The organism is Streptomyces mirabilis, assembly GCF_018310535.1.
Lineage (GTDB): Bacteria > Actinomycetota > Actinomycetes > Streptomycetales > Streptomycetaceae > Streptomyces.
The window spans coordinates 7,972,458-7,984,304 of record NZ_CP074102.1; the positions used below are offsets into that span (position 1 = coordinate 7,972,458).

At 69.1% G+C, this 11,847-nt stretch carries 12 protein-coding genes; 8 read left to right on the forward strand and 4 right to left on the reverse strand.

Annotated elements, in window-relative coordinates; all coding sequences use genetic code 11:
• Positions 1 to 241 precede the first annotated feature (241 nt).
• From SMIR_RS35330 to SMIR_RS35340, 3 genes are read left to right on the forward strand one after another with little or no spacing between them, the layout of a single operon-like run.
• Positions 242 to 1,510, forward strand: coding sequence for an ABC transporter substrate-binding protein (locus SMIR_RS35330; RefSeq protein WP_212728453.1), 1,269 nt, complete (start codon positions 242 to 244; stop codon positions 1,508 to 1,510).
• Between the two features lie 20 nt (positions 1,511 to 1,530).
• Entirely contained in the window at positions 1,531 to 2,445 is a 915-nt protein-coding gene (locus SMIR_RS35335; protein WP_168489630.1) for a carbohydrate ABC transporter permease, read from the forward strand.
• The gene (locus SMIR_RS35340; RefSeq protein ID WP_168489629.1) at positions 2,442 to 3,371 is read left to right on the forward strand and encodes a carbohydrate ABC transporter permease; all 930 of its coding nucleotides are present in this window, start codon (positions 2,442 to 2,444) and stop codon (positions 3,369 to 3,371) included. The genes SMIR_RS35335 and SMIR_RS35340 overlap by 4 nt, the downstream gene beginning before the upstream one ends.
• A 297-nt stretch (positions 3,372 to 3,668) precedes the next feature.
• Here the strand turns inward: SMIR_RS35340 and SMIR_RS35345 are convergent, their stop codons facing one another.
• The gene (locus tag SMIR_RS35345) at positions 3,669 to 3,890 is read right to left on the reverse strand and encodes a hypothetical protein (protein ID WP_095856185.1); all 222 of its coding nucleotides are present in this window, start codon (positions 3,888 to 3,890) and stop codon (positions 3,669 to 3,671) included.
• A 191-nt stretch (positions 3,891 to 4,081) separates the two neighbouring features.
• On the opposite strand from SMIR_RS35345, the gene SMIR_RS45005 reads away from it, so the two are divergent.
• Complete coding sequence (locus SMIR_RS45005) at positions 4,082 to 4,408, forward strand: hypothetical protein (RefSeq protein WP_422664534.1); 327 nt, start codon at positions 4,082 to 4,084, stop codon at positions 4,406 to 4,408.
• Between the two features lie 657 nt (positions 4,409 to 5,065).
• Here the strand turns inward: SMIR_RS45005 and SMIR_RS35350 are convergent.
• Positions 5,066 to 5,521 (reverse strand): excalibur calcium-binding domain-containing protein, encoded by a 456-nt coding sequence (locus SMIR_RS35350; protein WP_212727842.1) that lies wholly within the window; start codon positions 5,519 to 5,521, stop codon positions 5,066 to 5,068.
• Positions 5,522 to 5,643: 122 nt separating this feature from the next.
• Here SMIR_RS35350 and SMIR_RS35355 point away from each other — a divergent pair, with 122 nt between their 5' ends.
• Positions 5,644 to 5,838, forward strand: a complete 195-nt coding sequence (locus SMIR_RS35355; protein WP_168489627.1) for a hypothetical protein — start codon at positions 5,644 to 5,646, stop codon at positions 5,836 to 5,838.
• A 140-nt stretch (positions 5,839 to 5,978) separates the two neighbouring features.
• Positions 5,979 to 7,019: an NUDIX hydrolase gene (locus tag SMIR_RS35360; protein ID WP_168489626.1), complete on the forward strand. Its 1,041-nt coding sequence runs from the start codon at positions 5,979 to 5,981 to the stop codon at positions 7,017 to 7,019.
• Positions 7,020 to 7,451: 432 nt separating this feature from the next.
• Here the strand turns inward: SMIR_RS35360 and SMIR_RS35365 are convergent, their stop codons facing one another.
• Positions 7,452 to 8,807, reverse strand: a complete 1,356-nt coding sequence (locus tag SMIR_RS35365; protein WP_168489625.1) for a dipeptidase — start codon at positions 8,805 to 8,807, stop codon at positions 7,452 to 7,454.
• A gap of 184 nt (positions 8,808 to 8,991) precedes the next feature.
• Between SMIR_RS35365 and SMIR_RS35370 the strand changes: the two genes are divergently transcribed.
• Positions 8,992 to 10,248: a geranylgeranyl reductase family protein gene (locus tag SMIR_RS35370; RefSeq protein WP_168489624.1), complete on the forward strand. Its 1,257-nt coding sequence runs from the start codon at positions 8,992 to 8,994 to the stop codon at positions 10,246 to 10,248.
• A gap of 144 nt (positions 10,249 to 10,392) precedes the next feature.
• Here SMIR_RS35370 and SMIR_RS35375 read toward each other — a convergent pair whose 3' ends face one another.
• Complete coding sequence (locus tag SMIR_RS35375) at positions 10,393 to 10,842, reverse strand: nitroreductase family deazaflavin-dependent oxidoreductase (RefSeq protein WP_101408441.1); 450 nt, start codon at positions 10,840 to 10,842, stop codon at positions 10,393 to 10,395.
• 186 nt (positions 10,843 to 11,028) lie between these two features.
• On the opposite strand from SMIR_RS35375, the gene SMIR_RS35380 reads away from it, so the two are divergent.
• Complete coding sequence (locus SMIR_RS35380; RefSeq protein WP_168489623.1) at positions 11,029 to 11,766, forward strand: TetR/AcrR family transcriptional regulator; 738 nt, start codon at positions 11,029 to 11,031, stop codon at positions 11,764 to 11,766.
• Positions 11,767 to 11,847 lie beyond the last annotated feature (81 nt).

Below are 11,847 nucleotides of genomic sequence, written 5' to 3' on the forward strand. Positions count from 1 at the left end.
GATAGGATGACTGCATGTCCGCGACAAGGGTGCGCGCTTACGGTAGGACCTGTCCAACTCTGTTGGAAGAGAAGTGGTAACGGTTGTTCGATATCTCGTCGGAACCCTTGACGAGTCTCCGACATGGGAGTGAGATCCAAGCCTCGCGTTCGGTTGTGTTGGGTGGCACCCCGAGGAGGGGGACATGGCACAGTCATCGTTGAAGGGGATCGTCGTGCCCGAAGGCACGTCGGGTCATCGGATGTCCCGGCGTAATCTCTTGCGTGGTGCGGCCGTCGGGGCCGGCGCGCTCACGCTCCCCGTGCTGCTGTCCGCCTGCGGCAACGGACCCGGCGGAAACAAGAACGAAGTCACCGTGGGGTCCAACGCCTCGGACCCGGTCCCCAAGAAGGCGTACGCGGCGGCCTTCTCGGCGTACGAGAAGAAGTCCGGCAAGAAGGTCAAGGTCAACACCAAGGACCACAACGACTTCCAGGAGAACATCAACCGCTATCTCCAGGGCACGCCCGACGACGTCTTCATGTGGTTCGCGGGGTATCGCATGCAGTACTTCGCGGAGAAGGGGCTCCTGCACGAGATCAGCGACGTCTGGAGCGGTTTCACCGGCTTCTCCGACGCCCTGAAGGAGCAGTCCACCCACTCCGGCAAGCAGTACTTCGTGCCGTACTACTACTATCCGTGGGCCGTTTTCCACCGCAAGAGCCTCTTCCAGTCCAAGGGCTACCAACAGCCCAAGACCTGGGACGACTTCATCGCCCTGGCCAAGCAGATGTCGAAGGACGGGACGCCCGTCGCCTTCTGCGACAAGGACGGCTGGCCCGCGATGGGCACTTTCGACTACATCAACATGCGCCTGAACGGATACGACTTCCACAAGTCCCTGATGGCCGGCGCGGAGGCATGGACCGACGCCAAGGTGAAGAACGTCTTCGACACCTGGCGCGAGGTCATGCCCTACTACCAGAAGGGCGCCCTCGGCCGGACCTGGGAGGAGGCCGGGCAGAGCCTGCAGCAGCGCAAGACGGGGATGGCGGTCTTCGGAATGCCGCACCCGGGCACCCAGTTCCCCGAGAACGAACGCGACGACATCGACTTCTTCGCCTTCCCCGAGATCGACCCGCAGTACGCGCAGGACGCCGTGGAAGCACCCATCGACGGCTTCCTGGTCGCCAAGAAGTCGAAGAACCTCGACGGCGCCAAGGCCCTTCTGAAATGGCTGGGCACCCCCACCGCCGAGAACACCTACCTCGCTCTCGACCCCAACAACGTGGCCGTCAACGACGGCGCCGACACCACCAAGTACAGCGCCCTGCAGAAGAAGTCGGCCCAGCTCGTCTCGGGCGCCAAGCAGATCTCGCAGTTCATGGACCGCGACACCCGTCCGGACTTCGCCTCGACCGTGATGATCAAGGCGATCCAGGACTTCATCGGCAACCCGAAGGACGTCGACGGTCTCTGCAACAGCATCGAACGACAGAAGAAGACCATCTTCTCGTCGCCCGTCGGCTGATCACTGGGGGAAGACGTTCCGTGGCGCTCAACATCCCACGGCGCGCCGGACGACGGAGGCTGCGGCGGTTCTCCCGCCGCGACACCGTCGTCCTCGGCGTGCTCCTCGGCATACCCGTCCTGCTCGACATCGTCATCGTCTGGGGCCCGACCCTCGCGTCCATCGGGCTCTCCTTCACCTCCTGGGACGGCGTCGGCGACATCCACTGGGTGGGCGGCGACAACTACAAGAACGTGTTCGAGAACTACCCGGCGTTCTGGCCCGCCGTCCGGCACAACGTCCTGTGGCTGCTCTTCCTCGGCCTGATCGCCACCCCGTTCGGACTGTTCCTCGCGGTGCTCATCGACCGCGGAGTGCGCTTCAGCCGCTTCTACCAGTCCGTCATCTACCTGCCGGTCGTGCTCTCGCTCGCCATCGTCGGCTTCATCGCCCAGCTGATCCTCGGCACCGACCAAGGCGTGGTCAACACCATCCTCAACAACCACGAGAACCCGATCGACTGGCTCGGCGACGCGCACCTCAACATCTGGATGATGATGATCGCGGCGAGCTGGCGGCACACGGGTTACGTCATGATCCTCTACCTCGCCGGACTCAAATCCGTCGACCCGCAGCTGAAGGAAGCCGCCGCGATCGACGGCGCGAACGCCCGCCAGACCTTCTTCCGCGTCGTCTTTCCGACCCTGCGCCCGGTCAACGTGATCGTCGGTGTCATCACCGTCATCGAGGCGCTGCGCGCGTTCGACATCGTCTACGCGGTCAACAAGGGCCGCAACGGCCTGGAACTGCTCTCCGTCCTGATCACCGACAACATCATCGGGGAAGCCAGCCGCATCGGATTCGGCTCCGCCATCGCGGTCGTCCTGCTCACCGTCTCCCTGGGGTTCATCGTGACGTTCCTGGTCCAAGAGCTGCGAGGTGCGCGCGAGCGATGACCGCCGACATCCGCACCGGCGCCCCCGTGCGCCCGGCACCCGCGCCGGAGCCGACGCCCGCTCCCCGCCGGAGGCCGCGCCCCGGCCGCTTCGGCGTCCACATCTTCCTGATGGGCGTCTCGCTCGCCTTCCTCGCGCCGCTCCTGCTCGCCGTCTACGCCTCGCTGCGCCCGTACGAGGAGACGGCGCAGAACGGCTACTTCTCCTTCCCGAGGCACCTGTCCTTCGAGTACTACCGTCGCGCCTACAGCGAATCCGGCATGGGCAAGTACTTCACCAACACCCTGCTCATCGCCGTGCCCGCCGTCCTGGTGACCCTCTTCCTCGCCTCGTTCGTCGCCTTCGCCGTGTCCCGGCTGAAGCTGCGCGGGGGCCTCGTCCTGCTGATGTTCTTCACCGCGGGCAACCTGCTGCCCCAGCAGGTCATCGTCACCCCGCTGTACGTCCTGTTCAACAAGATCCCGCTGCCGTGGTGGATGTCCGACTCGCTGACGATGTACGACTCCTACTGGGCCGTCATCATCGTCAACATCGGCTTCCAGATGGGCTTCTGCGTGTTCGTGCTGGCCAATTTCATGCGGACGCTGCCGCAGGAGATCCTCGAGGCCGCCATCGTCGACGGCGCGGGTGTGTGGACCCAGTTCTGGCGCATCACCCTCCCGCTCTGCCGCCCCGCCCTCGCGGCCCTCGGTACCCTTGAGTTCACCTGGGTCTACAACGACTTCCTCTGGGCCCTGATCTTCATCTCCAACCCCGACAAGCTCCCGATCACGTCATCCCTCAACAACCTCCGCGGCCAGTTCTTCACGGACTACAACCTGCTGGCCGCGGGCTCGGTCCTCGTCGCCCTCCCCACGATCCTGGTCTTCCTGCTCCTGCAACGGCACTTCGTCGCGGGCCTGACACTGGGGTCGACCAAGGGCTAGGTTCTGGCCTGCAGATTTACGGGGCGTCAGGTGGAGCCGGCATATCCCTCTGCCGGCGGCCCCGTTGTGCTCAGTCCGCCGCATGCCGTCGGTTGGGGTCGCCCAGCCCACAATCGGCATGACCATGATCGTCTTATCGTCGGGGCACTTGATCGCCACCCGCCATCCGTCCGGGGCCGCGGCGAAGGAGAACTGGACTGCGGTCGTGACGGCAGACTCTTCCACGGCCCGCGGTCACCGGTTCGGCTCCTCCGAGCAGCCGGGTGAGGGTCGACGGTGTTCGCCGCGTCACGCTCGTCACGTCGGTGGCGACCATGCTTCAGGCCCGCCGCCGTGCCACTCGATCACCCTTGAGTTGGCTACATCAACCTCGTCGATCCCTTCCAGCCCGGCGTAGCGGAGGAAGGCGGCCAGGTCGCGCAGTGAGTGTGCGGTGAGCAGTTCTCCGTTGACGCGCACCTGTCGGCTGCCGTCGGTCGGGGATGGTGGGTACACAATCACGTGCAGCTCTCCGGACATGGTTTCAGGCTCACCCGGCCGGCCCGGATGCGCATCCGGACCGCGGGCTCAGAGCGCCTCGCGCGACGCGTGCCGGACGGCGTGGGCGCTCGTAGGCTGACCTTCTCGGGGCATGTCGCGGAGGTCGTCATGCCCCGAACCGTCTGGTCAGGCGCCGTGTCTTTGGCCTGGTCGCGGTGCCGATTCACGTTGTGGGCGCCACCGCGGATCACTCGGTCCACTTCCACCAAGTCCACCTCGACGACATGGCCCGCGTCCGCGTCCGGAAGGACCGCGAGCTCGAGGAGCGCGAAGTCACCCGGGGAGAGATCGGGAAGGGCTATGAGTGGCCAAGGGCGGACCATGGCCCACCACCCGGACCCGCACACCATGATCGCTTAGGAAGTCGCGGGTGTGGGTATCCCCGTCAAAGCGGGTCACTGGGTCGGGTCCGAGTCCAGCCGTGCAGCACAGCCACAGGTGCCGGTATAGATCATCCCGAAGCGCTACGAAGCCGGATTCGGACGGGCGAGCCGTAGGTAGCGGGACATCTTCTCCATGAGGAGTTGTCCGTGCCTATGTGGCTTCCGTACATCCCTGTGGCTGTGGTGTCTGTCAGGCCCGTCCTGACCGCTTTCCTCTGCATCGTTGCCGTGGCATCGCGGGACGAGCAACGTGGTAGCCGGGCCGAGCGGATCATCTGTGTGCTGGTGGCTCGGCGGCGTAGCTAGGGCCTGTCCGGCGGATCATGCCGCAGACGCGGGGTTCGGCACGCCCTCCCCCAAGCTCTTCGAGCAGGGGATGCCCGCCAGCGGCGTTGTCGTCGGTTGTCGACGCTCCGCGTCGACGCCCTCCTCCGCCTTGCAGCTGCACGCACCAAGCCCCGCTCACCAGCGTCGATGAGGCGCCGCCCGTTTCCTGCGACCTGATCCGCCGGACAGGCCCTAGCCCGCGTTGTCAGTGGCCGCCCCTAGCATTGTCGTCAACATCCCAACGATCCAGTCGGGTTGTTGCTGATGCCCCGCCCGGAACAGCGCCCGGTGCGGGGCTCGCTGCTGTCAGAAGCCTTCCCGGCCGGTCAGGCAGGTCTGCCGCAGGCAGCGCTGCGGCGACTGCGTCATCGCCATAGAGGACATGAGACGCGAGGAAGCGGCCCGATCGATGACACGCGCGTCCGCCAAGGGCTGAACTGCGCGTCACTCGCAGCCGACGCCGTCCCCGTCGCGGTCGAGGTGGCGGCCGTAGCCGGGGTCTCCGACGTGGACGGGCGCGGCGCCCGCCGCTCGGGCCGCGGCGCAGTTCTCGTAGTACACGGACCCCCCGCCGTTGTCGTCGCTGCCGCCACCGCCCGCGACGGCGGGCTGCGCGGTGACCGTCGCGCGCACGGTCTTCGTGCTCCGCACGGTCACGGTGGCGGCGGGCGTCGCCGTGACCGTTTCCGTGGCAGTCCGCATCGCGGTCGCCGTGGCAGTGACGGTGGTGGTCGGACCGGGTTTCGCCGCGGCGGACTCGGTGGTGTCCCCGCCGCTGTTGCCGATGCCGACGCCGATGAAGAGGGCCACGGCCAGCGCGGGCAGTACGTAGCGCTTGCGGGCCCAGCCCGGGGCGGTGCGGGCCGATCCGGTGGGCGGTGCCGCGTACGGGTTGGTCATGTCGTCCCCCCTGAGGTGTTTCGAGTGGGATGACGGTAGTGCCGCTGATGTGCCCGAAGGGGAGGAGTGGGAGTTGTGTGACCCACCCGTGACTCCTCGTCGCGTTCGGAGTTGAACCGGGCATGAAGAAGCGCAGCATGCTGGCCATCGCCTCCCTCGCCACCGGGTTCGTCGTCGCGGCGATCACCCCGTCCCACGCCGTCGACGGCGAGTCCCTGGGTGACCTGCCCGTCAAGGACACGCTCAGCAGCCTCGACCACACGCTCAGCAGCGAGAGCCTGGCCGTGGACGACACCGCGCTCGGCCAGAACGGCTGAGGCGCGGGGACCCGGACGCGGCGCCGGTGCTCCCCGGGACGGGGCACCGGCGCCGCGCCGTCGGCTCCCTCATCTGCGGCTGGTTTCCGTGGCAGGGTGAAGCGGGCAAGCCTCAGGGGGCCAACAGAAGAGGGGGAACCGTGATCGTCTGGATCAACGGTGCGTTCGGTGCGGGGAAGACCACCACCGCACGGGAACTGATCGACCTGATCCCGAACAGCACGCTCTTCGACCCCGAGGTGATCGGCGGCGAGCTCGCGCACCTGCTGCCCGCCAAACGCCTCGCCGAGGTCGGCGACTTCCAGGACCTGCCGATCTGGCGGCGCCTGGTGGTCGACACCGCGGCCGCCCTGCTCGCGGAGCTCGGCGGCGTTCTCGTGGTTCCCATGACCCTGCTGCGCCAGGAGTACCGTGACGAGATCTTCGGCGGCCTCGCCTCGCGCCGGATCGAAGTACGCCACGTGCTTCTCGCCCCGGCGGAAACGATCCTGCGGGCGCGCATAGCCGGCCGGGAGATACCCGAGGACCTCCCCGACGGCGAGATACGGGTGCGCCAGTGGTCCTACGACCACATCGAGCCCTATCGCGCGGCGCTCGCTTCCTGGCTCACCGCCGACGCCCACCCCGTCGACACCAGCGCCCTCACCCCGCACGACACCGCACTGCGCGTCGCCGAAGCCGTACGCACCGGTGACGCGTCCGCGTGCGACATCGTGCAGACCCCCGAACCCACCTCCGAGACCCTCGCCGCCGGAGTCCTCCTCTTCGACGAGGAGGACCGGGTGCTGCTCGTCGACCCCACCTACAAGGCGGGCTGGGAGTTTCCCGGCGGTGTCGTCGAACCGGGGGAGGCTCCCGCGCGCGCGGGCATGCGCGAGGTCGCCGAGGAGACCGGCATACGGCTCGAGGACGTACCCGGTCTGCTGGTGGTGGACTGGGAGCCGCCCGCACCCCCCGGCTACGGCGGTCTGCGCCTCCTCTTCGACGGCGGCCGCCTCGACTCCGACGAGGCGCACCGGCTGCTGCTCCCCGGCCCCGAACTGCGCGCCTGGCGCTTCGTCACCGAGCGGGAGGCGGCGGACCTGCTGCCACCGGTGCGCTACGAGCGGCTGCGCTGGGCCCTGCGGGCGCGGGAGCGCGGCGCCGCACTCTATCTGGAGGCCGGTATACCACTCGGCTGACGTCGATACCGGGCCACCCCTTGGCCGACGTCGATGGTGTACAGCCAGGGGGTGATCCGGCGCCGACGGTCAACGGCGCCCGGAGCGGCGGCCGTTGAGCGTACCCGGCGGAAATGCCGACCGCTCGGCCACCGTGGGCCTGGCGACTTTGCCCTGCGTGTCGACGTCCACCACACCATGGCGTGGCCGCTGCTGTCGGCGGACGTCGTCATCGCGTTCCACCTGATCTCCGACCCGCGGTACGCCGATTCCGACCCGAGGATCCGGTATGACTGGCCGTGCGCGAACGTGAACGCGTACGCATCGGCGCGTAACGCGCGGTCGCTTCAGGGCCGTTCACCGGGCCGAGCTACCGACCCGGCGCGCGGAGAGGGCCCATGCCGTGTGGCGAGGACCCTCTCCGCTCTTGCGCTCGTGCTCCCGGCCGGATGGTCAGCTCGCCGCGTACTTCTGGAGGAACAGGGCCTCCGTGATCGAGAGACGCTCCAGCTCGTCCGGGGAGACGCTCTCGTTCACGGCGTGGATCTGCGCCTGCGGCTCGCTCAGGCCGATGAGGAGGATCTCCGCGTGCGGGTAGAGCGAGGCGAGGGTGTTGCACAGCGGGATGGAACCGCCCTGGCCCGCGGACTGCATCTCCTCGCCCGGGTAGGCGACCGCCATCGCCTCGGCCATCGCCGTGTACGCCGGGCTGGAGGTGTCGGCACGGAACGGCTGGCCCTGGCCGATCTGCTCGGTGCTCACCCGCGCGCCCCACGGCGTGTGCGCCTCCAGATGGGCCTGCAGGAGCTTGGTCGCCTCGACCGCGTCCACGCCCGGCGGCACCCGCAGGCTCACCAGCGCACGCGCGCCCGCCTGCACGGACGGCGTGGCGCCGACGACCGGCGGGCAGTCGATGCCGAGCACGGTGACGGCCGGACGCGCCCAGATGCGGTCGGCGACCGTGCCCGAGCCGATCAACTCGACCCCGTCCAGCACCTTGGCGTCCTTGCGGAACGCCTCCTCCTCGTACTGCAGCCCCTCCCAGCGCGCGTCCCCGGTCAGCCCGTCGATCGTCGTCGAACCGTCCTCGGCGCGCAGCGAGTCCAGTACGCGGATCAGCGCGCCCAGCGCGTCGGGCGCCGCCCCGCCGAACTGGCCCGAGTGCAGATTGCCTTCCAGCGTGTCGATCTGCACGCGTACGAGCGTCATCCCGCGCAGAGTCGAGGTGACCGTCGGCAGACCCAGCCGGAAGTTGCCGACGTCGCCGATGACGATGGTGTCGGCGGTCAGCAACTCCGGGTGCTGTTCGGCGTACCGCTCCAGACCGCCCGTACCCTGCTCCTCCGAACCCTCGACGATCACCTTGACGCCCACCGGAACGCCACCGTTCGCCTTCAGCGCGCGCAGCGCGAGCAGGTGCATGATGAACCCGCCCTTGCAGTCGGCGGCGCCGCGCCCGTACCAGCGGCCGTCGCGCTCCGTCAGCTCGAACGGCGGGGTCGTCCAGGCCGCCTCGTCCAGCGGCGGCTGCACGTCGTAGTGCGCGTACAGCAGCACGGTCTTGGCGCCCTCGGGCCCGGGCAGGAAGCCGTAGACCGACTGCGTGCCGTCCGGGGTGTCCAGCAGCGCCACGTCCTGGAAGCCCTCGGCGCGCAGCGCGTCGGCGACCCAGTTCGCGGCGCCCTCGCTCTCACTCCTGGGGAACTGGTCGAAGTCCGCCACCGACTTGAAGGCCACCAGCTCGGTGAGCTCCGCCTGCGCCCTGGGCATGAGCGAGGCGACGGTCTCGGCGACCGGATTCGACGACATGGGCACGCTCCTTGTAGGTGCGACGTTGTACTTCTGTGTACAAGTGATCGGGTGGTGCGTACGCGCGTCCTGGTGTGCAGGGCGCATACGCCCCCGATCCTCCCACAGCGGCCTGCGGCGATGCCCGCCGTAGGATGCTCGGGACAGGTGCGGCAGACGGCTGGACTGGGAGCAGTAGACCATCGTGAGCAGCGAGAACTCTTCGGCGGACGACGAACAGCGGGTGTGGGACGTCGTCGTGGTCGGCGCGGGGCCGGCGGGCGCCTCGGCCGCCTATGCGGCAGCGGTCGCGGGACGCAGCGTCCTGCTGCTGGAGAAGGCGGAGCTGCCCCGCTACAAGACGTGTGGCGGCGGCATCATCGGCCCCTCGCGCGACGCCCTGCCACCCGGCTTCGAGCTACCGTTCCAGGACCGGGTGCACGCGGTCACGTTCTCGCTCGACGGCAAGTTCACCCGCACCCGGCGCTCCAAGCAGATGCTGTTCGGGCTCATCAACCGGCCCGAGTTCGACCAGCAGCTCGTCGAGCACGCCCAGAAGGCGGGCGCCGAGCTGCGTACGGACGTCACGGTCTCGCGGGTCGAACAGCACGGGTCCGCCGTGCCCGACCGGCGCACCGTAGCCGTCGTCCTCCAGGGCGGCGAGACCGTGCTGGCGCGGGCGGTGGTCGGCGCGGACGGCAGCGCCAGCCGGATAGGGGCGCACGTCGGGGTCAAGCTCGACCAGGTCGACCTCGGCCTGGAGGCGGAGATCCCGGTGCCGGAGACCGTCGCCGAGGACTGGCAGGGACGGGTCCTGATCGACTGGGGTCCCATGCCGGGCAGTTACGGCTGGGTGTTCCCCAAGGGGGACACGCTCACCGTCGGCGTGATCTCCGCGCGCGGCGAAGGCGCCGCCACCAAGCGGTACTTGGAGGACTTCATCGCCCGGCTCGGGCTCGCCGGCTTCGAGCCGAGCATTTCCTCCGGGCACCTGACGCGCTGCCGCGCCGACGACTCCCCGCTGTCGCGCGGGCGCGTGCTGGTCTGCGGCGACGCGGCGGGGCTGCTCGAACCCTGGACCCGCGAGGGCATCTCCTTCGCGCTGCGCTCCGGGCGGCTCGCGGGGGAGTGGGCGGTACGGGTCGCCGAGGCACACGACGCGGTGGACACGCGGCGCCAAGCGCTCAACTACGCCTTCGCCATCAAGGCGGGGCTCGGCGTGGAGATGGCCGTCGGCAAGAGCATGCTCGCGGCCTTCGAGCGCCGGCCGGGCATGCTCCACGCGGCGATCACCAGCTTCCGGCCCGCCTGGAAGGCGTTCGCCGGGATCACCCGCGGTTCGACCACGCTGGGCGAGATGGTGCGCTCCCACCCGATGGCCGGGCGTGCCCTGTCCGCGCTCGACCGGCGGTCGGCCGCCGCCGCACCGACGGCCGCCGAGAGCACTCCGACCACGGAGTGACCGTCGCCCGCGGAGCCGTGGCCGTGCCGGTGCCGGTGCCGGTGCCGGTGTAGGAGTCCGTGGAGTGGTCGGTGGTCGCGGGGCCGTGTCCGTGACCGTGGAGTGGCCGGCGGCTGACGGGGGTGCCTGTCGGCTCCTGGCCGGTCAGCTCGTGACCGTGATCCGGAAGACCGGGTGGTCGGGGGCGATGCGCCGCAGCTCCTCGGGGGACGAGTCGGGGCCGACGCCACCGAAGAAGACACCGACCTCCGCCTTCCAGCGCTTGAGGTAGGCACGCAGCAGCGGAACCTTGTCGTCGTCGCCGACCTCGGTCGCGGTGAACGTGTCCACCTTCTTGCCGAGGCGCAGCTCGCCGCCGCCCGCGGCCCGCATGTTGTGCGTCCACTGGACGTGGCCACGCGGGGCGACCAAGTACTGCTGCCCGTCCACGGTGAGCAGATTGACCGGGGTGGTGCGCCACTCGCCGCTCTTGCGGCCGCGGACGGCCAGGACCCGGGAGCCCCAGATACTGAGACCGCGGCGGGTGATGAACGCCACACAGCGGTTGAAGACGTTGACGGTGAACCAGCCGGGCTTCTGGACGTGCGTGGACATGATGACCCCCATCGGTTGCGAGAGCGCCGCTCTCTGGTTGGGAGCGCCGCTCTCTTTTGTGAGCACTGCTCTCGCTTGAGAGCAGTCTGCATGAGATCGGTGATCCAAAGCAAGAGCGGTGCTCTTGTTCGTGTGCATCGCTCTCGTTTGTGTGCACTGCTCTGAAAACGTGGCACACTTTTCCGCATGAGTACCGCACGCGGAGCACGCGCCCGAGCCAGGATCGAGGTCACCGCGGCCATCAAGGACGAGGCGCGCAGACAGCTTGCCGCGGAGGGCGCGGCCAAGCTCTCGCTCAGAGCCGTCGCCCGCGAGCTCGGCATGGTCTCCTCCGCGCTCTACCGCTACTTCCCCAGCCGTGACGACCTGCTGACCGCGCTCATCATCGACGCCTACGACTCCCTCGGCGAGAGCGCGGAGGCGGCGCACGCGCAGGTTTCGGGCGCCGGGCCGCGCGAGCGCTGGATCGCGGTGTGCGTGGCGGCGCGCCGCTGGGCCCTGGCGCAGCCGCACGAGTACGCGCTCATCTACGGTTCGCCCGTGCCCGGTTACGCCGCGCCGGACACGACCATCCCGGCGGCCTCCCGCGTGGGGCTGCTGCTGGTCGGCATCGTGCGTGACGCGTATCGGGGCAAGGGGGTGGCCCGCACCCCGCTGTCGCCCGAGCTGAAGGCCGAGGCGCAGCGGATGGCCGCCGACCTCGCCCCCGACCTGCCGCCCGAGGCGGTGGCGGGGCTCGTCGCCGCCTGGGCCCAGCTCTTCGGGCTGATCGGGTTCGAGCTCTTCGGGCAGTTCAACCGGCTCGTGGAGGACCGTGAGCCGTTCTTCCGGCACGCGGTGGACCAACTCGCCCATGGCGTGGGCCTGGTGTACCCCGAGCCGACCGGGACTCCGGGCAAGAGAAACGGCGCCGGCGGTCCCTGACGGCGACCGGGTGGTACTCCGTGGAGAGACCGGGGGGTACTCCGTGGGGAGTACCCGTGATCACCTCGTCCGGCTGACGCC

What these genes read in the sequence shown, in the direction of transcription:
- SMIR_RS35345 (WP_095856185.1), bottom strand. Translation starts at nt 3,890, where the DNA reads ATGTCCGGAGAGCTGCACGTGATTGTGTACCCACCATCCCCGACCGAC.
- SMIR_RS35375 (WP_101408441.1), bottom strand. Translation starts at nt 10,842, where the DNA reads ATGTCCACGCACGTCCAGAAGCCCGGCTGGTTCACCGTCAACGTCTTC.
- SMIR_RS35365 (WP_168489625.1), bottom strand. Translation starts at nt 8,807, where the DNA reads ATGTCGTCGAATCCGGTCGCCGAGACCGTCGCCTCGCTCATGCCCAGG.
- SMIR_RS35355 (WP_168489627.1), top strand. Translation starts at nt 5,644, where the DNA reads ATGAAGAAGCGCAGCATGCTGGCCATCGCCTCCCTCGCCACCGGGTTC.
- SMIR_RS35350 (WP_212727842.1), bottom strand. Translation starts at nt 5,521, where the DNA reads ATGACCAACCCGTACGCGGCACCGCCCACCGGATCGGCCCGCACCGCC.
- SMIR_RS35340 (WP_168489629.1), top strand. Translation starts at nt 2,442, where the DNA reads ATGACCGCCGACATCCGCACCGGCGCCCCCGTGCGCCCGGCACCCGCG.
- SMIR_RS35330 (WP_212728453.1), top strand. Translation starts at nt 242, where the DNA reads ATGTCCCGGCGTAATCTCTTGCGTGGTGCGGCCGTCGGGGCCGGCGCG.
- SMIR_RS35380 (WP_168489623.1), top strand. Translation starts at nt 11,029, where the DNA reads ATGAGTACCGCACGCGGAGCACGCGCCCGAGCCAGGATCGAGGTCACC.